The sequence below is a fragment of the Pseudomonas sp. 3MA1 genome, assembly GCF_029237275.1.
GTDB lineage: Bacteria > Pseudomonadota > Gammaproteobacteria > Pseudomonadales > Pseudomonadaceae > Aquipseudomonas > Aquipseudomonas fluorescens_AP.
Genome location: NZ_JAACFX010000018.1, coordinates 35,261 through 57,836 on the forward strand (window position 1 = coordinate 35,261; position 22,576 = coordinate 57,836).

Below are 22,576 nucleotides of genomic sequence, written 5' to 3' on the forward strand. Positions count from 1 at the left end.
TGCCCTCAAGCAAACTCGCAGACCACGCCGCCGTCGGCATCCACCGTGGCGTACACCTGCGCAAGGGACTCGCCGCTGGCCATGGCCTGCAGCAGGCGATCGGCCACCCGGGGCATCAGATGCGCCTCCAGCAGGTGGTCGATCAGCCGCGCACCGCTGTCGCTCTGCCCGCAGCGCCGGGCCAGTTGTGTCACCAGTTCCGGGCAATGACTGAACTGCAGTTGCCGGCGCGCCAGGCGCTGGCCCAGGCGCTGCAGCTTGATCTCGATCAGCTCCCGCAGCACCGCAGCGTCCACCGGGTAGAACGGCACCACCCGCATGCGGGCCAGCAGCGCCGGCTTGAAGTGGGCACTGAGGACCGGGCGGATCGCCTGTTCCAGGTCCTCGGCACTGGGCCGCTGCGGGCCCTGGCACAGGGCGTCGATGCGTTCGCTGGCGAGGTTCGAGGTCATCAGGATCAGGGTGTTGCGAAAGTCGATCGCGCGCCCTTCGCCATCGTTGGCCAGGCCCTTGTCGAAGATCTGGTAGAACAGGTTGAGCACGTCCGGATCGGCCTTCTCCACCTCGTCCAGCAGCACCACCGAATAGGGCTTCTGACGCACCGCTTCGGTGAGCATGCCGCCCTCGCCATAACCGACGTAACCCGGCGGCGAGCCGATCAGCCGCGAGACGCTGTGTTTCTCCTGGAACTCGGACATGTTGATGGTGGTCAGGAAGCGTTCGCCGCCGTACAGCAGGTCCGCCAGGGCCAGGGCGGTTTCGGTCTTGCCGACCCCGCTGGGGCCCACCAGCAGGAACACCCCCACCGGCGCGTCGGGCTTGTTCAGGCCGGCGGCGACGGCGCGCATGGAACGGTCGAGGGCCTGCACCGCTTGTTCCTGGCCGCGGATCCGCGCCCGCAGATCGTCGGCGAAACTGGCCACCCGGGCGTTGTGCTCGCGGGCCAGCTGCTCCAGGGGCACACCGGTCCAGGCGCTGATGACTTCGGCCACCAGCCGTGGACACACTTCAAAGCTGACCAGGCGCTCCGCGGTTTGCGCGCTGCTCAACAGGCCATGGACCGCCTCCAGTTCTGCCTGCCGGGCATCGAGGTCCACTGTTGGCGGGGTCTGCGCCGGGTCCTGGGGGCTGGCGCTCGCGGCTGCGCGGGCCTGGGCCAGTTCCTGGCGCAGGACCAGCAAGCGCTCGGCCAGCCGGCGCTGCTCCAGCCAGCGTTGCTCCAGGGCCTGGCGTTCCTGCTCGGCCTCGATCAGGCGCTGTTCCAGCTGGGCCAGGGCCGCCTGGTCGATACTCAGCCCGGCCTCGGCATCGCGCCGCAGGGCCTGGCACTGGCGCCCACCTTCGGCCAGCTCGGCCCGCAGCCGTTCCAGGCTCTGCGGCGCCGCCGCCAGGCTGATGCGCACCCGGGCACAGGCGGTGTCCAGCACATCCACCGCCTTGTCCGGCAACTGGCGGCCCGCCAGGTAGCGCGCCGACAATTCCGCCGCTGCCACCACCGCATCGTCGCGCAGGTAAATGCCATGGCTCTGTGCATAGACCGGGGCCAGGCCGCGCAGAATGGTCACCGCCTCGTCGACGCTGGGCTCGTGCAACTGCACCGGCTGGAAACGCCGGGCCAGGGCCGGGTCCTTCTCGAAGTATTTCTTGTACTCGCTCCAGGTGGTGGCGGCGATGGTGCGCAGCTCGCCCCGGGCCAGGGCCGGCTTGAGCAGGTTGGCGGCGTCGCCACCGCCGGCGTTGCCACCGGCACCGATCAGGGTATGGGCCTCGTCGATGAACATGATGATCGGCCGCGGCGCGGCCTTGACCTCGTCGATCACCCCCTTGAGGCGACGCTCGAACTCGCCCTTGACGCTGGCCCCGGCCTGCAGCAAGCCCATGTCCAGGACCAGCAACTCGACGCCCAGCAGCGCCTGGGGCACTTCACCGGCGGCAATCCGCGACGCCAGCCCCTCCACCACCGCGGTCTTGCCGACCCCGGCTTCGCCGACAATGATCGGGTTGTTCTTGCGCCGTCGGGCGAGGATATCCACCATCTGGCGCAGCGCTTCATCGCGGCACAGCACCGGGTCGAGCCGGCCGTCCCGGGCCTGCTGGGTGAGGTTGTGGGTGAAGCGCTGCAACAGCGATTCGCCAGCGGCCAGGGGCTGGCCCGGGGCCTCGGGATCACCCTGCTGGGCCAGGGCGAAGTCTTTCAGGCGCTGGCTGTTCAAGCGCGCCAGCAACGGCTGGTAGCGGCTGCCGGCGTAGCGCAGCGGGTTGCGCAGCAGGGCCAGGAGCAACGCCGCCTGCTGCACCTGGGTCTGCCCCAGTTCCAGACTGGCCACCAGCAAGGCGTCTTGCAGCCATTGCACCAGCTCCGGCGCAAACACCGGGTTGCGTGAAGCGCTGTGCTCGGTCCCGGGCTGCAGCACCGCCACCAGCTCAGCGGCCTCGATCCCGGCATCCTGCAGGGCCCGGGCAAGCAGCCCCTGGGGCCGCTCCAGCAGTTCCAGCAGCAGGTCCTCGACCAGGATCTTGCTGCCGCCACGGGCCACGCAACGCTCGGCGCAGCGCTCCAGGTCGCGCCGGGTATCGGCATCCAGTGCCTGGATCAGTTGTTGCAAATCGACGTTGATCATCGGTCTCATCCTTAATGAGAGAGGCTGCCCAGGGTCACCACGCCATCGGCGCGTTCCCGTCCCAGCCAGCTGGTCCAGCCCAGGCGGCAAGCGTTCTGCTCGCCGATGCACAGTTCACGGATTTCTTCCTGGCGCAGTACCAGGCGGATGTCGTAGTCCAACGGGTCGCGCAAGGTGAAACGCACCAGGGCGCAGAGCGGTTGATAGCCGAAGCCGATCGGCAGGAACTCATGGAAGCGCTGCCAGTCGAGCTCGCGGATGTGGATGCGGAACTTGCCGCTGCGATCGCGCACCCGCTCCCCCAGCACCAGGTCCTCGCCGAGCACGCTGTTGCCCAGGCCCAGGCGGTTGCGCTGCTCGGTGAGAATCTGCACCCGGCGCTCGATGCATTGCTCGATCACCAGCTGCGCATGCTTGAAGTAGTAACGCAGCACCGCCTCGATCAGGGCCGCCGAGTGGGCCCGCAGGCTGAGCAGGCCGAGGTAGGGCAACAGGCGTTTCCAGTTCAGCTCCCGGGCCTGGCGGATCTCCTCGCCGCCCAGGCCGATCAGGGCGAACAACTGGCTGGAAAACGGGTCCAGGGCCCCGCTGGAGAAACTCGCGCGATAGCGGTACTTGCGCCAGATCGGCAGCATCAGCCGTTGCAGTCGATGGTGGAACAGATCGAGAAAATGCCGGGTCGGGTTGCCGTCCTCGGTGTCGCCCAGGGCCTGCTCGCCATAGAAGGCCGGCAGCGGCGAGCCGGAGCCGAACAGACCGATAAGGTTCAGGCGCAGGCGCGCATGCAACAGCCCCTGCTCTTCGAAGAACTCCACGCGATCGACGTCGCTGCCGGGAAACCCCAGGCTCGGGTTGGCCTGGAACTCCAGCTGATCGTAGAGCTCGTCGTCGTTCATCTGTGGGTGAGCGTCGCGCAGTCGATCGACCACCAGCATCACCGCCTGGAACAGCGAGTACTCCCGTATGCCTCGGGACAGCTCGCTTAAAGCAGGGGCTGTAGCCCCATGCGTGGCGTCCATTGGTACACCTCTCCTTGTGTACTGTTTACCCGCAGCTCGTGGTACGAATTGAGGCTGGCGTAAAGAGCGAAAAACTCGTTGAGCACGGAAGCGAAGATGAACAGGTCGCCTTCACCGATGTAGCCTTGCGGGTCGATGGTCAGCTCGGTGCGCAGGCCCCGCAGCGGCAGGCCGCGGTGCAGGCGATCGACGTGTTCGTGACGGATCGACTTGAGCCCTCCCAGCAAACGTTTGCTGACCCGCTCGGCGTGCTGGTCGTAGTAGCGCGGCAGGTCGTAGGTTTCGAGAATCACCTTGAGCGCATCGACGTTGGCCAGGGACAGGTAGTTGAGGGACATGTTGCTGATCAGCTTCCACAGGAAATCGCGATTCAGGGGCGGCGCGTAGCTGGCAGTGGCCGCGGTGATGTTGCGAAAGCGCAGAAAATCCGGGGTGTTCTCGCAGGGCTGGTCGATGTCGCCGAGCTTGAGCTGACGGGGCAGGTTCTGGTTGGTGCAGGTCAGCTCGATGGACAGGGTTTCCTGGGCCTCGGTGTGGCGGATGGCGAAGCTCAGGTAGGTGTCCAGGCCATCGTGGAGCAGGGACGAACGCTGGCGGATGCTGTAGTGCGGACGGCTCTGGGGCACGTCGAAGCTGGGGTCGTGTTCGAAGGATTCAAACGGCACATAGGCCTGGTAACCGACCCCGCCCGGGGCCCAGCCGGTGACTGAATCCACCGAGAACACCCCGCAGTTTTCCAAGTCGTATTCCGCCGGCAGCAGCAGGTACTCGTCCTGCTTGCCGTCGAGGCGGATCGGCAGCGCATCGTGCTTGAACAGATTGACGATGGGGGTGCAGTACAGCTTGACGTTGTCCAGGGTCGGCCGCAGGCGCTGGATACCGCTCTTGCGAATATCGAAGCGCAGCTCCAGGCCGCGCACCTGCTTGAGGCTGTCCTCCGGCAGCGTCCGCAACACCTCCAGGCCGCCGAGGTCGACAAACAGGAACTTGTCCTGAAAGGAAAAATATTCCTGCAGGTAGCGATAGCCGCGGAAGGTGTTCAGCGGATAGGGAATCAACGCCTCTTCTTCGGCAAAGCCCACCGGCTGCACCTTGTTGCCCGGGATCTGCAACGCCAGCGGATCACCGTTGGCTGCGCGCAACGGCTCGCCACTGGCGCGCAGCGGCACCAGCTCGATCCCGGCCAGGTTGCGCAACAGGCTCAGGTAGAGCATCTGGCTAATGTAGCGCTCACCGGCCAGATGCAGGCGCAGGCGCCCCAGCTCCAACTCGCCCAGATGCCCGTCGCAGGTCATCTCCAGGCGCAAACTGAGCAAGGCCCCGTCGCCCTTGACCGAATAGGTCAGCCCGCTAAGCGCCAGGGGCAGCACCTCGGTGGGATAGCAGGTGCGGAACCGGCAGCGCACCTCATTGATCGGCCGGCTCTCCACCGGCGTGTCCCGAGGCACGCCGACCGCCGGCCCCGAACGTTGCAATGGATCGAACTGCAGGATGCTGAACGCCGGCAACGGCCGCATGTAGTTGGGCCACAGCAGATGCATCAACGAATGGCTGAGCTCCGGCAGCTCGTCATCGAGCTTCTGCCGCAGACGCCCGGTGAGAAAGGCAAAGCCTTCCAGCAGCCGTTCCACATCCGGGTCCCGCCCGGCCTGCCCGAGAAACGGAGCCAGCGCCGGACTACGCTCGGCGAAACGCCGGCCCAACTGGCGCAGCGCGGTCAGTTCGCTTTGGTAGTAGTGGTTGAAGGACATGGCGTACCTGCCTGCGTCACTGTTAAAAGGGCGAGCACATGAAAACCCTGACTTGGATTAGTGCTCAGATTCGATTCGTGTTACTTGAAACCGTAAAAAACCACCGCGCTCTACAACCGGACAATGGCGCAGAGGTTCAACTACCAAACGACTGACGATTTCAGCGCCCAACTCTGAGCAACCACTTTTCCAGCCAGATCCTGAGTAAAACTGCCAACATCATCAGCCCTCCCTCAAGTTGCGAATACACGATCGCCCGCACGGGATAACGCGGATAAAAATAAAAATATCGAAATCATCAACAAAAAAATTGCTAAAACCTTCCACTTGAAACTTGAAATTAAAAAAACCACAAAACTCATGAAGACAAACAGGTAGAACATCAAGCCACTGGTCATGGCGATAGCAATACCTTGAGATGTAAACCCTCCACAAATCGAAATATAAATACCGACAAGATAGTCATGCAAAGGTATATACATCAAACAAAATAAAAGATGAACAAACAACCCAGTACCCTGCCAAACACTCACTAACTCCAAACCCCATATTTATCTATATCAGGCTGTGAAATAGAGCGAGCCAGCATGCCATGCAACGGCACACATGACACGCCAATTTCAACATAGAAAAAAACTCTGACTGCCGAACGGACATTCATTCCCTTCAAGCTCCTTGCCTGCTGTCGCAGCCTTAGGCCGAAACCAAAAAAGCACCCAACCTAATTTTTAAAATGGGTATAAGGCGTATTACTTACAAATATATTCATCCCGTGCTCTTCCCATTCCGGCATGGAAATGACAAACAGCTTTTTCTGCCAATCAAATTTTATCCAATAAACCCCTACTTCATGATCACTTTCAAACACCCGCATATCCAAAGACTGCGTATCATACAAAGGTGTGCGGTAGACTTTTTCAGGCGCCTGCGTATCAATTACTCGAAGATAAGCCATTCCCCGGAGAAAAAAGATTCCATCAACGCGCACATTCTCCATTACAAATCGGCCTGACGGACTTACCTGCGTAGTACTCGCGGGATAACCGAGCATTACATTGACGGTGTATGCCAAGGCCACACCCAACACAACAGCGACTAAAACTGTTCGGCGAAGCCATTTACTCCGGAGCATATTCATCATTGTGCACCACCCGACTTCCAGCATTCGTCTCAATTCAAAAAGCGGACAATAAAATAATATCCATGCTATTTTTTACCGCACACGAAAGCTCACTCCCATAATGTAATAACAACAAGAGGAACGCTTTCATATAAAACATCCGAAAAAACCTGAAAATCACCGCCTTTGCCTGTTTTTCGTCTATAGGCAACAAAATGCGAATTATTAATATAAAAATAACGCGCTTCAGCAATTTCCTTGTACATACGATCCGCAGCAGCGTCTCCAGGTGCTCGCATCGCTAGAGCAACCTGTTCTTCAGCCAGGCCGATATTGGCAACATTTGCAGCGAGTGCCGCTTCAATGCCATCAAAATTCCAAAATCCCAGCGGCTGACTAAAAAGACTGTTGGGGGCGTCATTAAAATCATAAGCATCTTCAACATAAAAGCCTATGCGATTTACTAAAAGCTGCACCTTATCCTTGGTGACAACAACCTCTCCCTCCGGGAAAACTCGGATATTAAAATCAGCCAAGGCCGCCCTTAGCTCGTTTATCTCATCGCCCAACGAAAAATTTACCGATCGAGTGTTGCAGTAACCAAACTTCTCTACCGATCTCGCCTCCCCATCAAACTTAAACGGGTACACACCAAGAGTTCGCCCCTTGTATTTCGGCAATATTTTTTTCCGCATCTGATCTTGAGCTGGCCCATTCCTCCACGCAGTTCGCAGAATATTCAGCACTCTATTGGCGCGTTCAAACTTGACAAGCCAAGTCATCTTGACGATTGAACTATTGAAATAGGGTGCAGGAGCAAGTGCAGCATGATCCTTGACTGTGTTCGACATTGCGCCATCTATCGTCGACCATGGCTTGCCATCAAACCAGTACTGCATCAAGTCGGCAGCGACATTCCAATTCATTTTTCTCATGGCAGCTGGAATATCACTCACTCCGAAAAGACGAATTGCCAAGGTCTTTTCGGCCTTTTGACTCGCAGGACTCAAACCAGACATCGCTACTATTTCCGTCACCTAGAACCCCCATTTACGTGCAAGAGCAGGACCGCCGCCGATTGTTCTTCAACGCACTCGACCATGATCAAGCAATCACCACTTCACTCTGCCGTTGAATAATCAGTTCATACGTCTCGGCATCCGAAGATGATATTTTTTCGGTCTTGCCATCTACTCCAGTCACGCCACTGAAGATCTTTCCAGACGCCGTTTTGACGGTGTAGGCAATTCCCGCCAATGGCTTCCCAGTCTCCTGGCACTCAATCACATAGTGTTCGCTGAACGGCCAATTGATCTGCACCGGCAACGGCGCCACAAACGGTGCCGGGACATGGGTATCGCCAATGATCACCGTCCCTGATCCACCTATCACCGTGTTGCCATGACTGCCCAGCGAACCCAGGGTGGCGGCCGGCCGACCATTGATGAACACGCTGCTGCTCAGGGCGCCGCTCAAGGCACCGCCACAGGCCGACACGTCACCTTGGCGAGCCGCCGGCAGGCCGTCGAACAGCACATCTGCCGAGCCGCTGGCGATGGGATTGACCCCATGCCCGGGAATCGGACAGGCCGTTGGGTCGCTGAGCCGTGCCGCAGGTTTTCCAGACATCCTTGTGCACTCCTTATTTGATCCGTACCTGCCCGCTGCCATCCAGGCGTGCGGCGAAGCTCACCTGGCGCCTGACCCCTTCCACCTCCAGCAGGCCTTCGATGCTGAAGGCCAGCTTGAGGGGATCGTGGTCCCGAGGCAGTGGCTTGACCCGCACGTTGGACAGCCTGGGTTCGTAGGTCTCGATAAAGCCTTCGATGGCCTCGCGCGCCTGACTCAACGCGTCGTGCAGGCTCAGGCGCATGTCGTTGAGATCCGGCAGCCCGTAGTCGGACAGTGTCTGCACACTGCCCGCCCGGGTGCTGAGCATCTTCGCCAGGTGGGCAGCCACCGATGCCATGGCGGCCACTTCGCGACTCCAGCCAACGCGCTGTTCAGCCTCGCCGCTCAGGCGTTCGAAAAGGCTGCCGTATCGACGCATGGCTCAGCTCCTGCCCTATTCCTTGTCCAGCTTGCCCACCAGCGACAGGGTGAAGTCCGCCCCCATGTACTTGAAGTGCGGCCGCACGTTGAGGCTGACCCGATACCAGCCCGGCTCGCCCTCGACGTCGCTGACGATGATCTGCGCGGCACGCAGGGGACGCCGGCCACGCACTTCGCTGCTGGGGTTCTCCTGGTCGGCCACGTACTGCCGGATCCACTTGTTGAGTTCCAGCTCCAGGTCGGTGCGTTCCTTCCAGGACCCCAGTTGCTCGCGCTGCAGCACCTTCAGGTAATGGGCCAGGCGGTTGACGATCATCATGTAGGGCAGCTGGGTGCCGAGCTTGTAGTTGAGCTCCGCGGCCTTGCCCTCGGCGCTGATGCCGAAGAACTTGGGTTTCTGCACCGAACTGGCGGAGAAGAACGCGGCGTTGTCGCTGCCCTTGCGCATGGTCAGGGAGATAAAGCCCTCTTCCGCCAGCTCGTACTCGCGACGGTCGGAAACCAGGACCTCGGTGGGGATCTTGGTTTCGATCTCGCCCATGCTTTCGAAGTGGTGCAGGGGCAAGTCCTCCACCGCGCCGCCGCTCTGCGGGCCGATGATGTTCGGGCACCAGCGGAACTTGGCGAAGCTGTCGGTCAGGCGGGTGCCGAAGGCGTAGGCGGTGTTGCCCCACAGGTAGTCTTCGTGGCTGTTGGCAACGTTTTCCTTGTAGACGAAGGATTTCACCGGGTTTTCTTCCGGATCGTAAGGGTTGCGCAACAGGAAGCGCGGCAGGGTCAGGCCGATGTAACGGGCATCCTCGGACTGGCGGAAGCTCTGCCACTTGGCAAATTGCGGGCCTTCGAAGTGGTCCTTCAGGTCCTTGAGGTCCGGTAGCCCGGTAAAGCTTTCCAGGCCGAAGAACTTCGGCCCCGCCGCGGCAATGAACGGCGCGTGGGACATGCACGCCACGCTGGACACGTACTGCATCAGCTTCACGTCCGGCGAGCTGGGGGACATGAAGTAGTTGGCGATGATGGCGCCCACCGGCTGGCCACCGAACTGGCCGTATTCAGCGGTGTAGATGTGTTTGTAGAGGCCGGCCTGCATCACTTCCGGAGAGTCCTCGAAGTCGTCCAGCAGGTCCTGCTTGGAGACGTTGAGGATCTCGATCTTGATGTTCTCGCGGAAGTTGGTGCGGTCCACCAGCAACTGCAAACCACGCCAGGCCGACTCCAGCGACTGAAAATCGGGATGGTGGAGGATCTCGTCCATCTGCTGGCTGAGCTTGGCGTCGATCTCGGCGATCATCCGGTCGACCATGGCCTTCTTCACCGGCTCGCCGCTGTTCTGCGGTTTCAGCAACTCTTCGATAAAGGCCGAGACTCCGCGCTTGGCGATGTCATAAGCCTCGTCATCCGGGGTCAGGCGCGTCTCGGCGATGATGCTGTCGAGAATGCTGTATTCACTGCTGTCCTGGTGCTTCTGCTGTGCGGCACTGCTGCTCATGTTCTAGCTTCCTTGGCGATTGAGGGCTCAGTCTTGCAGGGCGGGGGCGGCGTTCAGACCCAGTTCACCCAGGACCCGATCCCGGGACTGGTCATCGGCGAGCACGCCTTCGATGGCTTTGCGAAAGGCCGGGGCGTTGCCCAATGGCCCCTTGAGCGCCACCAGGGCGTCGCGCAGCTCCATGAGTTTCTTCAGTTCCGGAACCTGCTCCACCAGGCTGGCCGGGTTGAAGTCCTTCATCGAATCAACCCGCAATTGCACCGCCAGCTCGTCGCTGCCGCCATCGTCCTGCAGGCGATTGGGCACGCTCAGGGTCAGGCGCAGTTCCTGCTTGGCCAGGACCTCGTCGAAGGTCATCTTGTCGATGCTGATGGGTTTGCGATCCTCGACCTTGCGCTCGTCCAGGCGCTGGGTGTAATCGCCGATCGCCAGTAGTTTCAACGGCAGTTCTATCTCTTCCTGAGCGCCGCCGGTGGCGGGTTTGAACGTGACGTTGATCCGTTCCTTGGGGGCTACAGAGCCTTCTTTGGCCATGACACTTCTCCTTGGGTTGTTGGCCCTGGGGCCTATTCGAGTACCACCTCGAGATCGAGATGGCACAGCCTGCGATAAACCTCTTCCTTGCGTTCGCGCACCGCGTGGTTTTGCGGCAACAGCTCGCAGCAGTTGTGCAGCAGCTGCAGTACCTCCAGCGCCAACTGCGGCTCCCAGGCCTGCAGGCCCGAGTGCTGCAGTTGCTGATCGAGAGTCTCCAGCTGGGTCTTGGCCAGTTCGTACTTCTTGGCCGTGAAACACAGGCGCGCCAGGCTCAACTGCCAGAAGAACCGCACCCGCCCGCCCTGGGCGTTCTGCAGGCCCTGCTTGAGCACCTGCACCGCGGCCTTGAGGCCGTCCTTGCGCAGGATCGGCAGCACCTCTTCCAGGGCCTCTTCCCAGGCCGGCAGGTGGCTGTCCGCTTCGACCTTGCGCGGCACGTCGGCGCTTTGCAGATGGGGCAGGACCTGGGCGCTGATCCAGGCGCGGGTGGCCGGATCGGCAAAGGCCACGCCGTCATGGAAACGCAGCTCGATCAGCCCGGGCAGGCGTTGCAGCAGCAGGGCGAAATGGAACTCCACCTCACGCATGGCCGACTCGGCATTGAGCTCCTGCAGGCACTCCCAGACCATGCGCTGACCGTCGAACCAGAACGGCGCCCGAGCCAGACTGGCCTCCAGCTCCACCAGCAGGTCGGCGTACTGGCCCTGGGCGAAACGTTCCTGGTAGTGACGCAGCTTGTCCGCCGGCAGCCCGCGCAAGGCGGTGACCTGCTCGGCATTGCGCTCGGGCACCGCATCGATGGACAGCCACATCAGGGTTCGATTGAGACGCAGGGCACGCTGATCGGTGGCCTTCTGCCGCAGCCACCAGGCGCACAGCGGCCGGGCGTTGTCCTGCTGGGCGCGCAGGGCCTTGTGCGCATCCTTTTCGTTGTCGATGGGTGAACCGGGGGTGAACAGCTGCGCCGCCGCCTGCTTGACCTGGGCCACCACGCTGCCCACGGCTCCGGGTTCCGGCTGCTGATCCGCGGCCCGGGTGACCATGCCCTGCAGACGCCGGCAGATGGGCAACAGCAGCGGCGCTTCGTCCCCCAGGTGCCGGGTCAGGATGCCGTCCAGCCCCTGGATCTGCTCCACCAGACGGCGGAACAGCGGCAACTGGTCCTTGACCGGCACATCGTCGTCGAGGGCGTCCTGCAGGCGCGGCACCAGCCAGGCGATCGCTGCGCCGCGGGTGCGCGGCTTGGCCGGGTACACCTGGTCCCAATGGTGTTCGCAGAGGTGGCGCAACAACCCCAGGCCCGCCAGCAGGCCAGGGAAAGACTCACGCTGATGCAAGGCCCAGGTCAGCCAGGCGGCGACCCGCAGATCCTTGGATTGATCACGCAACAGGGCTTCGCTTTGCTCCTGGACCTTCAGCCAGTCGATCTGACCGTTGGCATGCAGCGACTGGGCTTTGCCCAGCTCGCTTTCCAGGGCTTCGTATTCGTTGGAGAAGCGGACGTCATCGCCAGCGAAGCTGTGCTCGTGCACAGGGGACTGGGCGAGTTTGAGGTGATGGGAATACAGCTTGCGCGAGTAGCTCATGGGTGGCCACTTTCCATGCCCGCCACCCGGCTCGCATAAAGGCGTTGATTACGCTCTTTATTGAAAAATCTGACAAAGGTGGGAAACAAAGTGCGCACTGGAACTACCGGATATCCATTCAGGTGGCAAAACCCTAACGGAACACCCCAGGCAAAAATATAGGATTTTTCTTATATGGACCGATAAACCTCTAGTACAAATATGTTTAAGTTCTTATGCGCAACTTCTTGCGCAGTAGTATTCGGATTTATGCAACAAGTGGTATTAATCGCGCCGCCCCGCTTGGCTCGCTCAAACCTCCCGCAACGGGCGTGGTCAATGGGCCGCGGACTTATCAGCGCTCAGCACTTTGCGCAGTTGCAGGTAAATCACCCCATCGCCATCGAATGCGAGCACTTTATTGGCAGTCAAGATTTCAGCGTCGCGCCCCTCATATTTAAGCCAGCCTTCATCCCACAAGTGGCCACTTTCATAACGCACTTGAATGAAGTAATAAGGCGGCTCGGCGCGGGTGATTTCAATGTAATGCCCACCGTCAGCGGCGCCCTGCCACTGGGCATTGGGGTGCTCGGCCAGCCGATGGGCTGGAGCCTTGTTGAAGTCCGTCAAGGCCACCCAAAGTGCAATCAGCGCCAGCGCCAACCCGCCCATCACCATCAGAAAACGCTTCAACCAGATCAATCCCTAATCTCCAGCAGTTGGGCCGTGCAGCGGCCGCCCGGTCGGGCCGGCGGCATTCTGTGCCCCTGCTGGGCAACAGCGCAATAAAAAGCCCCGGGCAACTTGCCAGGCGCGGCCGGTCCCTGCAGCCTTGACGCCTGAACGGTCCACGGACAGCGGCGCCCTTGCCCCCCAAAACGGAAACACCTGACATGCGCATCACCCTCACCGCCCTGCACAGCGATCCGTCGTCTGCCTTGTGGGTCGACTTCAACTGCGCTTTCGGCCAAGGCCGGGGCCTATGGCTGGGAGCGCCGCCCCAGGTTGCCCAGGAGCATGACGTGGAACTGAGTCTGGAAGATGAGTTCCGCTGGCAGCACAACCTGTGGCCCGGCACCGGGCCTGAGCCGCGAATCGCTCGGGACAGCGACGGGCTGCACATCACCGGGCAGTTGCTCCAGGTGGACGAGGACGGTGGCGCGGCCCTGGCCATCGGCGGTTCCATCATCCTGCTGAGCGTGCACGGGTACAGCCGGCCACTACCCGCCTGTGTCAGCCTGCTGGCCCGTCAGGTGAGCCTGCAACCGCTGGCGCTGTAAGCGCCGCTCAGGCGGATCCGGGGCATGCGCAATCCAAGGAGGGGTAAAGCTGGGAAATCGCCGAACGCGACTAGGAAGGGTGTTCGCCCAGTGCTCTGGCCTTGGCAATCCATGCACCGGTAAAGAGCCCTTGCACCGGGCGAACGCTTGGCATTCTAGTGCAACGGCCAGGGAATGTCCGTGGGCCGAATCTGAATAAAACTGCAACGCTGGACGCCGCCCCTCGCAGCGCCTCTCAATACCCGGTCATCTCCAGATAACCGCTACCGCTGTGGCTGCCCTCCAGCGTGACCGGCCCTTCCCAGTAGGGAATGCTCAGGTTCATCCACGACTGGGGATTCAAGGCCCGGGTTCTGATGTCCAGCCCCTTGTCGGGGATGCTCAAGTGCCAGGCGATCGGCAGGCGCCGTCCCTCGACCTGGGCAGCGTCCAGCGCTGTCATGCGGATCTGCTCCCGTCCCAGGCTCTGGGTGCTGCCGTCGGCATTGATCCAGGTGCCGGTGATGTAGGGCGCGCGCGTGCTCTCCCGGACCCGGAACAGCATCAGCCGCTCGCCGCTGTCCAGGTGCAGGGAAAACCAGTCCCAACCGGTCTGATCGGCGGCCAGGGGCTGGCTGCTCCACTCACGGTCGAGCCAGGCCGGGCCGCTGACCTGGTAACGCTGGCCGTCGATCTGCAACTGGCCCGTGGCCTGGAAAAACGGCTGGCTGTAGTAATAGGACGCCTGCCCCTGATCGGATTTGCGGCTGTAACCACCCTCCCCCTGCAGCACCAGGGGCCGGCTGCTGGACAGTTGCAACTGATAGGCAAACCCCGGTCCGCTGGCCTGCACCTGCATCCGGGCCAGGGGATTGTCCGCGCTGGACAGGCTGGTGAAGCGCCAGTCATCGATCCAGGCCTGGAACGGCTGCGCCGTGACCCCGGCCTGCCCCACCCCGCCCCGGGCATAGCGCTCGGCGGCGTGATGGCTGCTGGCGGACGTCGCCGCCGCGTGCCCCAGCCAGACCAGCGGCGCACTCCAGCCGGGCTGTTCGGGTGCGGCGCGCAGGGCGCTGCGAAACAGCGTCCATTGCACGCCGAAACGTCGGCCTTGAGCGTCCTTGAGGTCGGCGGTCAGGTACCACCACTCGATGCGAAAACCATCGTGGGGACCATGATCGGCGGGAAAGCTGAAGCTGCGCCCCGGCAGCACCGGGGTAAAGGTCGCGGCCTCGCTGCCCAGCCCGGCAAACCCCTGGGGCGGCTCGGCGGAAGGCTCGCAACCGGCCAGCAAGGCCAGCAGCAGCGCCGCCAGCACCCGGCTCAAGCGATCAATCTTCATGGGCAAAGCTCCTCAGCAGATCCGCCGGTTGCGCACGCTGCAAACGCAGCAGCGGCCAGGCCGATGCCAGCAGGGTCGCCAGCATCGCCAGCCCCAGCAGTTGCACGAGCTGCCCGGGGAAGACCCGCAACGGCAAACGCCAACCGAAGGCCTGGACGTTGATCACGCTGTCCAGGCACCAGGCCAGGACGATGCCCAGGGGTAGCGCCAGGACCAGGGTCAGCACGGCCAGCAGCCAGGTCTGGGCCAGGTTCAGCAGCAGCAATTGACGCCGCCCCACGCCCAGGGCCCAGAGTGGCGCCAACTGGCCCAGGCGGCTCTGGCTCTGGGTCAGCAGGCTGATGAACAGCGCCACCCCGGACACTCCCAGGGTCAGGCTGTTGAGGGCCGCGGTGGCGGCGAAGGTGCGCTCGAAGACCTGTTGCGACCAGCCCTTGAGCCGGGCCTGATCGATGACCCGGCTGTCATCCAGATGAAATTGCTGTTGCAGGGCGCCGATCAGCGCCGGCACCGCCGCCGGCGCCAGGCGCAGGTTGAAACGGTTCGGCGTCAAGTCCGGCCAGTGGCGCAGCAGGTGCCCGGCGTTCACCAGCACATGGCCCTTGGGGTTGCCGTAGTCGGCGTAGATCCCCACCACTCGGGGCGCCCACTGGCCGGTCGGCACCGCCAGGCTCAAGCGGTCGCCGGGGCGGACCTTGAGGCGCCGGGCCAGTTGTTCACTGAGCATCAGCGTGTCCTGGCTCGCCAGTTGCGCCCAGGGCTCGGCGCCGTCGGCTTCCAGCAGCGGCCAGTGCGCGCGGTAGCTGGGATGGTCGATCACCCCGTACAGGTCCGCCGGCCAGCCTTGCACCTGCAACGCCACCTGCCAACTGGGGAGCACGGCTGTCACTTGCGCCTGTTGCGGTAACCACGCCAGCAACTGCCGGGCCTGCTCCGGGCTTTGCGGATTGACGTACAGCTCGGCGCTCAGACGCTGCTCCAGCCAGTCGTTGAAGGTCTCGCGAAAACCCGCGGTCATGCTGCCGGCGCCGATATTCGCCGCCAGCGCCAGCAGCAGGGCCATCAAGGCCAGGCTCAGGGCCGGCAATTGCTGGCGGCAATCGGCCAGGAACCACTGCCCCAGCACCCCACGCCGACGCCCCAGCAAGGCCCCCAGCAGCGCATCGAGCAACACCGGCAGGCCCAGGGCCGCCGCCAGCAGCAAGGCCGCCATCAGCACGAAGCCGCTGGCCAAGCTATCGCCCCATTGCCAGGCCGCCAGGGCCACCAGCACTGCGCCGCCAGCCACCACGCCCTGACGGCGCAACCAGCGGGCATGGGCCTGATGCCAGGCCTGGGGGTTGGCCAGGGCCAACAGCGGCAGGCGCGCCGCCCGCAACAGGCTGGCGCCGCAGGCCAGCAAGGCGCCCAACAGGCTCAGGCCAATCCCGCTGAGCCACCACCAGGGGCTCAGGCTCAACTGCCCCGCCACCTCGGCGCCGTACAGGCCGCGCAGGCTGGCGGCGACATCCGGCAGCAGCAGCCCGGCCAGCCAGTAGCCGCTGACCACCCCGGCGACCCCGCCCAGCAATGCCAGCGCCCCCAGCTCCAGGGTCAGGCTGAAGATCAACTGCCGCGCACTGACCCCACAGGCGCGCAAGGTGCGCAACAGGCCGCGGCGCTGCTCCAGGGCCAGGCCGATGGCGGCATGCACGATAAACAGCCCGACCACGAAGGACAGGAACCCCAGGGCATTCAGGTTGAGGTGAAAACTCTCGGTCAGGCGCGCCAGGTTGTTCTCCGAATCGCCGGGGTGCAGCACCAACTGCCCCGCCAGCGGCGCCGGCAAGGGCGGCGCCTGGGCGGCAAAGTCCCTGGGCAGCAGCAGGCGGCTGAGTTGCCCCGGCTGGTCGAGCACTTGCTGGGCAAAGCCGATGTCCATCAGCAGCAGCCCCGGCGCCATGTCCGCCTGCACCTGCAACGGCGGCAGCCGCCGACCATTGCTGGCCACCGGCTGCTGGCCCTCGTGGTAACCCAGACTGGCCAGGGTTTGCGGGGCGATCCAGGTGCGCCCCGGCGGACTGAAGAACTCCACCACCTGCTGCATCGCCAGGGCCTTGCCGGCGATGGCGGAACCGGCGGGCAGCGACAGTGGTTCGATGCCCATCAGTTGCAGGCGCCAGTCGTCATGCCCCTGCAACTGCACACGCCCTTGCAGCACCGGCGACACCGGCCAACCCGCACGACGCAGGTCGACAAAGCGTTGCTGGGGAAAACTTGCGCCATCGGCCGTGCCCAGGCTGGCCTGGGGCTCACCGCCAATCAGCTGGCTGGCCCGGGCATAGCTGTCCCGGGCCTGGCTGTTGAGCGCCAGGACTCCGGTCAGCAGGCTGGTGGCCAGCCACAACCCGGTGAGCACACTGAAGAACTGCACCGGATGCTGGCGCCAATGGCTCAGCAGCGCCTGCATCGTCGTCACCAAGACCCGCATCTCAACCCCCGACCGGGTCGGCCAGACGACCGCGATGCAGCACCACCGTCTGTTGCAGGCGGCTGGCCACGCGCTGGCTGTGGGTCACCATCAGCAGGCTGGTGGGGCTGTCGGCCAGCAACTCCAGCAGCAGATCCAGCACCTCGTCGCTGGTGGCTTCGTCGAGGCTGCCGGTGGGTTCGTCCGCCAGCAGCAACTCGGGTTTCGCAGCCAGGGCCCGGCCCAGGGCGACCCGTTGCTGCTGGCCGCCGGAGAGCTGCTCCGGATAGCGCCGCAGCAAATCCCCCAGGCCCAGGCGCTGCACCAACTGCGCCTGCCACCGCGGATCGAAGCGCCCGGCCAGGCGCGCCTGGAAACTCAGGTTGTCCTCCACCCGCAGACTGCTGATCAGGTTGAACTGCTGGAACACCAGGCCCACTTCAGTGCGCCGCCAATCGGCGCGCTGGCCCTCGGTCATCTGCTCCAGGTGCTGCCCGCCGATGCGGATGCTGCCGGCGTCGACCCGGTCGAGCCCCGCCACCAGATGCAGCAAGGTGCTCTTGCCGCTGCCCGACTCGCCCATCAGCGCCAGACTGCTACCGTGCTGCAGCTGCAGGTCCACGCCCTGCAGCACCGCCAGTGGGCCCTGGGGCGTGGGGTAACTCTTGAAAACGCCTTGCACCTGCAGCATGGGCTGATTCGTCCGAGTAAAGAGGGAGCCAAGCATAGCCCGAGCAGCAGCGCCCCTATCGGCCCGTGCCGGCGAAATATAGTATGGCGCGACTTTTTTCCTGGCAGGACGCACAGATGAACTACACCCGGGCCCAATTGAAGTACCGGCTGCAGATCGGCGCAGGCACATTGATGTTCACCGGCGCGCTGATTTCCACGGTGTTTTCCACCTTGAAAATGCTCCACTGGCGCCTGGACAGCTACACCGCCATGGCGAGCACCATCAACCGCCCAATTCAGCAGTTCACCCTGATGGTCTCGGAAAACACCCGGGCCCTGGACTGGTTCTGGGACAACAGCCCGACCCCCGACTTCCTGCGCCTGAGCAACGCCTCGCACTGGAAGTTCCTGCTGATCTACCTGCTGATCTTCGTCGGCGCCGCCCTGTTCGCCTCGGGCCGGACGCTGATGCGCAAGGTCGAAGCCGTGGAACCCTTGATCGAGGCCCAGCTCAACGCCCCGGTCGAGGACGGCGTACCGGCCAGGACCCTGCAACAGCTGGAGGACTCGACCCTGGTGGAAGCCGCGCCGTCGTTCTTCAGCCAGACCCGCCTGCTGGTGGTCTGGCCCCTGGGCGGCGCGGCGGTGTACCTGGGCCTACTGTGGATGCTGCGTATCATCTGAGCCCGGCGCCGGCGGATCGAGCAACGCCTCGGCCACCGGGTACTTGACCACCACCCGGTTGCGATACAGGCATTCCTGGCGCAGCAGCTCGGAATCCTGGCCCTTGCTGCGAATGTCGCGCCAGATCTGGTTCTCGCGGTACACCCGGGCGCCCTCGCGCACAAAGCGATGCGCCCGCTGATAGACGTGATAGCGATACTCGCGCGGCCGCTCGCAGAGCAGCTCGCCCTCCAGTTGCTGCGCGCCGACCTGCAACTTGAGCTGCAAGGTCTGCGGGCCGGGGTTGTACAGCACCAGATCGATGTAGTTGTAGAAGATCGCCGCGCCGGAACCGAAGGGCAGCACCCGGCCCTCGTCGGGGAACGGGTCGAAGCTGTGGTTGGCCCGCTCCACCACCTCCAGCGGCGAGTGCATGGCCATCCAGTGAATCAGGTTGCTCAGCTGGCAGATGCCACCGCCGATGCCGCTGCGCGCCTCGCCGAACGACAACTCCATGCCCTCGACAAAACCGCGCTGGCGACTGGGCCGGCCCACCAGTTTGCAGAAGGAAAAATATTCGCCGGGGGCAATGCGCACGCCATCGATGCAGGCCACCGCCAGCCTGAGGTTGATCACCTTGTTGTGCTGCAGCGCCAGGTCGCTGTCGCCCAGGGTGCGGATCAGTTTCGAGGTGTGCTTGATCAGCCGATGGGGCAAGCGCGGGCTGCCGGGCTCGGGCCGGGCGTAACGGCGCCCGGAGCAGCGCCAGGCCAGGTGGCGCATCAGGCGCTTGTGGCGCACCCGCAGCCAGTACAGCAGCGGGTGATACGAGGACAGGGGTTTCATCGATGGGTCAACGGCGGCCCGGCGCGCTGGCGCAGGAACCGGCTTCGTCCTTGAAAAAAGAGCGGCATCTTAGCGGCTAGCCCGCGCCCATGCCAGAAGCCCCGCCCCGAGCGCCCGGTACTGTTGTACCCCGTGGAACAGGCCCGGCCCTAGCCCAGCAACTGGCTGAGCACGGCCCGCAGCTTGCCCGGTTTCACCGGTTTGTTGAGCAGCGGCGCCCCCAGTTGCTGCAAGGCCCGGCGGCACTGGTCGCTGCGGTCGGCGGTGATGATCACCGCCGGCAGCGGCTGCTGGAAATGCTCACGCAGCTGCTGCACCACCTGGCACCCGGTGACCCCGTGATCCAGGTGAAAATCCGCCAGGATCAGTTCCGGCGCCCGGCCCTGGAGCACCGCCAGGGCGGCCGCCTGATCGGTGGCGGTGAGCACTTCGCAGCCCCACTGACCGAGCAGCGCGGCCATGCTCTCAAGGATGCTCAGCTCGTTGTCCAGCACCAGCAAACGCCGCCCCGGCAGCGGGTTGCCGGCGCCCGGCTGCGGCACCTGCAAACTGATGGGCAACGGCACCCGGGCCGCCAGGGGCACCTCGATGCTGAACCGTGAACCCCGTCCCGGCCGCGACTCCACCTGCACCCGATAGCCGAGGATCTTGGCGATGCGCTCGACGATCGCCAGCCCCAGGCCCACCCCTTTGCGGTCGGCGGCGCGGCCCACATCCAGCTGGTTGAATTCAAGGAAGATCGACTCCAGGCGGTCGGCGGCAATGCCGCGCCCGGTGTCCCACACCTCCAGCCGCAGCTGATCGCCGCGACGGCGCGCCGCCAGCAGGATGCTGCCGCGCTCGGTGTAGCGGCAGGCATTGCTGAGGAAGTTACGCAGGATCCGCGTCATCAAGCGCAAGTCGGTGAACAGGGCAAAGTCGCCGAAGCGCACCCGCAGCTCCAGGCCCGCGGCCTCGGCCACCGACTGGAACTCCGAGACCAGCGGCGCGAGCAATTCATCCAGGCGATACACCGCCGGGTCCGGCTTGACCGCCGCCTGATCGAGCTTGGAGATGTCCAGCAGGTCGGTGAGCAGGTCCTCGGCGCCTTCCAGGGCCTGGTGGGTGCGCTCCACCAGCAGTTGCTCGGCCGCCGGCAGGCGCCGCTCGCGCAAGGTGGAGATCAACAGGCGCGCGGCATTCAAGGGTTGCAGCAGATCGTGGCTGGCGGCGGCCAGGTACTTGTCCTTGCTGCGGTTGGCCGCCTCGGCGGCGTCCCGGGCCTCGCGCAGGTCGCGCTCGATGCGCTCGCGCCGGGCGATCTGCTGTTGCAGGTTGCGGTTGGCCTCCAGCAGTTCATCGGTGCGCGCCGCCACCCGCTGCTCCAACTGGTCGTTGAGCTGCTCCAGGCGCTGCTGGGCCAGCTTGCGCTCGGTGATGTCGGCGACGAACCCTTCCACCAGCCCGTCCTGGTCGGGCTTGAGCAGCAGGTTCATCAGCACGTCGATGCTGCTGCCGTCCTTGCGTCGCAATTGGGTTTCATAACCCAGCAGGCTGCGCTGGCGCTGCAACTGCTCACCGATGGCCGCCAGTTCCGCGGCGCCGCCGACGAACAGATTGCCCGCCAGATCGGCCAGGGAAAACAGCACTTCCTGGGGGTCCTGATACCCCAGCATGCGCGCCAGGGCCGGGTTGGCCGCGCGCAGGCCGGCCTGCAGGCTGGCCTGGAAGATGCCGTGCACCGCGTGCTCGAACAGCCACTTGTAGCGGTTGCGTTCGGTTTCCAGGTCTTCCAGGCGGGCCGCCAGCTCCGGGTAGTGGCTCTTGCGCGCCGAGTGGTTGCCCAGCCCCAGGAGCCCGGCCAAGGCCCGTTGCTGCTCGTCAGAGGGCCTCGCCATATACCACCTCGACATCACGCTGGCTGGATTCGCGAGGGTTGGTGAGGATGCACGGATCGTCCATCGCATGCTGCGAGAGGAACGGAATATCGCTGCTGCTGACCCCATGCAGGCTCAGGGTTTCGTGGAAGCCGATGGCGTGCTTGAGGGCGATCAGGTGTTCCACCAGGCGCCCGCAGATCTGCCGCTGGTTGAGCCCGCGACAGTCGATGCCGAAGGTTTCGGCAATCACCTTGAAGCGCTCCGGCGCCGCGCTGTAGTTGAAGGCCACCACATGCTCCACCAGCACCGCGTTGCACAGCCCGTGAGGCAGGTCGAGAAAGCCCCCCAGGCTGTGGGACATGGCATGCACCGCGCCGAGAATCGCGTTGGAGAACGCCAGCCCGGCCTGCATGCTGCCGAGCATGATCTGCTCGCGCAGGGCGATGTCCCCGGGGTTGGCGATCATCTGCACCAGGTTGCCGTTGATCAGGCGCATGGCTTCCAGGGCATGGGGATCGGTGAGCGGCCCGTGGCCGGTGGAAACGAAAGCCTCGATGGCATGCACCAGGGCGTCGATGCCGGTGCAGGCGGAGAGAAACGGGTCCATGCCCAGGGTGGTTTCCGGGTCGATCAGCGACACATCCGGCACCACCGCCTTGCTGACGATGGAGAACTTCATCCGTTCCTGCTGGTTGGAGATGATCACGAACTGCGAGACGTCCGCCGAGGTGCCGGCGGTGGTGGGAATCATGATCAGGGGCGGGCTCGGCACGCGGATCATGTCCACCCCCTCGAACTCGAGGATGCTGCGCCCGTGGGCCACCACGATGCCGATGCCCTTGCCGCAATCCATCGGGCTGCCGCCGCCGACGGCGACGATCACATCGCAGGCGTTTTCGCGGTAGACCTCGGCGCCCTGCATCACCTCCTCGACCCGCGGGTTGGGCGACACCTGGCTGTACAGGCAATAGTCGACGCCCTGGGCCTGGAGGCTGGCCTCGACGTCGGCGACCCAACCGGCAGCGATCACCCCGGGGTCGCTGACCACCAGGACCTTGCGCGCGCCGAAGGTCTTCGCATAGTTGCCGACGTTATGCCGGCAACCGGCGCCAAAGATGATTTCCGGAGACACGAATTTGCGCAGCAGACTGAGATTCTGGCTCATGGGGGAAGCCTGTTTTCTTATTGTTCTGAAAGGAGAACGCCAGCCTAAAGCATCCGTTGCTGAAAGCAATCCGACCATCGGCGGACTTCGCAACCTCATGAGCTACAGGCCATGTAGCCGCTGCCGCAGGCTGCGAACGGCACGAAGGGCCGCGGCGTTCTTGAGGC

20 protein-coding genes are annotated in these 22,576 nt (G+C 63.7%); 2 read left to right on the plus strand and 18 right to left on the minus strand.

Translation table 11 applies throughout. The annotated features are described in order from the left end of the window. Positions 1-5: 5 nt before the first annotated feature. From tssH to GWQ44_RS29785, 12 genes are all read right to left on the minus strand, one after another. Positions 6-2,621, minus strand: coding sequence for a type VI secretion system ATPase TssH (gene tssH, locus GWQ44_RS29730; protein WP_275928976.1), 2,616 nt, complete (start codon positions 2,619-2,621; stop codon positions 6-8). Between the two features lie 11 nt (positions 2,622-2,632). Then, positions 2,633-3,640, minus strand: coding sequence for a type VI secretion system baseplate subunit TssG (gene tssG / locus GWQ44_RS29735; protein ID WP_042941084.1), 1,008 nt, complete (start codon positions 3,638-3,640; stop codon positions 2,633-2,635). Next, complete coding sequence (tssF, locus tag GWQ44_RS29740) at positions 3,604-5,391, minus strand: type VI secretion system baseplate subunit TssF (RefSeq protein WP_275928977.1); 1,788 nt, start codon at positions 5,389-5,391, stop codon at positions 3,604-3,606. The genes tssG and tssF overlap by 37 nt, the downstream gene beginning before the upstream one ends. 233 nt (positions 5,392-5,624) lie before the next feature. After that, on the minus strand, positions 5,625-5,924 hold the full coding sequence (locus tag GWQ44_RS29745; protein ID WP_275928978.1) for a hypothetical protein: 300 nt from the start codon (positions 5,922-5,924) through the stop codon (positions 5,625-5,627). Positions 5,925-6,112: 188 nt separating this feature from the next. Then, positions 6,113-6,532 (minus strand): hypothetical protein, encoded by a 420-nt coding sequence (locus tag GWQ44_RS29750; protein WP_275928979.1) that lies wholly within the window; start codon positions 6,530-6,532, stop codon positions 6,113-6,115. Positions 6,533-6,621: 89 nt separating this feature from the next. Beyond that, positions 6,622-7,530 carry a DUF6402 family protein gene (locus GWQ44_RS29755; RefSeq protein WP_275928980.1) on the minus strand — a complete coding sequence of 303 codons (909 nt, stop codon included), beginning with the start codon at positions 7,528-7,530 and terminating at the stop codon, positions 6,622-6,624. Between the two features lie 85 nt (positions 7,531-7,615). Next, complete coding sequence (locus tag GWQ44_RS29760; RefSeq protein ID WP_275928981.1) at positions 7,616-8,140, minus strand: PAAR domain-containing protein; 525 nt, start codon at positions 8,138-8,140, stop codon at positions 7,616-7,618. A 13-nt stretch (positions 8,141-8,153) separates the two neighbouring features. Continuing rightward, the gene (gene tssE / locus GWQ44_RS29765) at positions 8,154-8,561 is read right to left on the minus strand and encodes a type VI secretion system baseplate subunit TssE (protein WP_016965106.1); all 408 of its coding nucleotides are present in this window, start codon (positions 8,559-8,561) and stop codon (positions 8,154-8,156) included. Positions 8,562-8,576: 15 nt separating this feature from the next. Next, the gene (gene tssC, locus GWQ44_RS29770; RefSeq protein ID WP_016965107.1) at positions 8,577-10,052 is read right to left on the minus strand and encodes a type VI secretion system contractile sheath large subunit; all 1,476 of its coding nucleotides are present in this window, start codon (positions 10,050-10,052) and stop codon (positions 8,577-8,579) included. A 27-nt stretch (positions 10,053-10,079) separates the two neighbouring features. Beyond that, the gene (gene tssB, locus GWQ44_RS29775; protein ID WP_016965108.1) at positions 10,080-10,586 is read right to left on the minus strand and encodes a type VI secretion system contractile sheath small subunit; all 507 of its coding nucleotides are present in this window, start codon (positions 10,584-10,586) and stop codon (positions 10,080-10,082) included. Between the two features lie 32 nt (positions 10,587-10,618). Further along, on the minus strand, positions 10,619-12,175 hold the full coding sequence (gene tssA / locus GWQ44_RS29780) for a type VI secretion system protein TssA (RefSeq protein WP_275928982.1): 1,557 nt from the start codon (positions 12,173-12,175) through the stop codon (positions 10,619-10,621). A gap of 315 nt (positions 12,176-12,490) precedes the next feature. Next, positions 12,491-12,847, minus strand: a complete 357-nt coding sequence (locus GWQ44_RS29785; protein ID WP_275928983.1) for a hypothetical protein — start codon at positions 12,845-12,847, stop codon at positions 12,491-12,493. A 200-nt stretch (positions 12,848-13,047) separates the two neighbouring features. Between GWQ44_RS29785 and GWQ44_RS29790 the strand changes: the two genes are divergently transcribed. Then, positions 13,048-13,434: a hypothetical protein gene (locus GWQ44_RS29790; protein WP_275928984.1), complete on the plus strand. Its 387-nt coding sequence runs from the start codon at positions 13,048-13,050 to the stop codon at positions 13,432-13,434. Positions 13,435-13,669: 235 nt separating this feature from the next. Here GWQ44_RS29790 and GWQ44_RS29795 read toward each other — a convergent pair whose 3' ends face one another. From GWQ44_RS29795 to GWQ44_RS29805, 3 genes are read right to left on the minus strand one after another with little or no spacing between them, the layout of a single operon-like run. After that, positions 13,670-14,755 carry a lipocalin-like domain-containing protein gene (locus tag GWQ44_RS29795; protein ID WP_179597082.1) on the minus strand — a complete coding sequence of 362 codons (1,086 nt, stop codon included), beginning with the start codon at positions 14,753-14,755 and terminating at the stop codon, positions 13,670-13,672. Next, positions 14,745-17,225: an FtsX-like permease family protein gene (locus GWQ44_RS29800; protein WP_275928985.1), complete on the minus strand. Its 2,481-nt coding sequence runs from the start codon at positions 17,223-17,225 to the stop codon at positions 14,745-14,747. The genes GWQ44_RS29795 and GWQ44_RS29800 overlap by 11 nt, the downstream gene beginning before the upstream one ends. Position 17,226: 1 nt before the next feature. Next, positions 17,227-17,895: an ABC transporter ATP-binding protein gene (locus tag GWQ44_RS29805; protein ID WP_275928986.1), complete on the minus strand. Its 669-nt coding sequence runs from the start codon at positions 17,893-17,895 to the stop codon at positions 17,227-17,229. An 83-nt stretch (positions 17,896-17,978) separates the two neighbouring features. Here GWQ44_RS29805 and GWQ44_RS29810 point away from each other — a divergent pair, with 83 nt between their 5' ends. Further along, positions 17,979-18,560: a YniB family protein gene (locus GWQ44_RS29810; RefSeq protein WP_235436967.1), complete on the plus strand. Its 582-nt coding sequence runs from the start codon at positions 17,979-17,981 to the stop codon at positions 18,558-18,560. Here the strand turns inward: GWQ44_RS29810 and GWQ44_RS29815 are convergent. From GWQ44_RS29815 to ercA, 3 genes are all read right to left on the minus strand, one after another. Further along, a complete protein-coding gene (locus GWQ44_RS29815) occupies positions 18,534-19,385 on the minus strand; it encodes a VanW family protein (protein ID WP_016963530.1) in 852 nt (283 codons plus the stop codon). The genes GWQ44_RS29810 and GWQ44_RS29815 overlap by 27 nt on opposite strands. Before the next feature lie 149 nt (positions 19,386-19,534). Continuing rightward, complete coding sequence (locus GWQ44_RS29820; RefSeq protein ID WP_275928987.1) at positions 19,535-21,262, minus strand: NahK/ErcS family hybrid sensor histidine kinase/response regulator; 1,728 nt, start codon at positions 21,260-21,262, stop codon at positions 19,535-19,537. After that, positions 21,246-22,409 carry an alcohol dehydrogenase-like regulatory protein ErcA gene (ercA, locus tag GWQ44_RS29825; RefSeq protein ID WP_047303332.1) on the minus strand — a complete coding sequence of 388 codons (1,164 nt, stop codon included), beginning with the start codon at positions 22,407-22,409 and terminating at the stop codon, positions 21,246-21,248. Before ercA ends, GWQ44_RS29820 begins: the two co-directional genes overlap by 17 nt. Between the last annotated feature and the right edge of the window lie 167 nt (positions 22,410-22,576).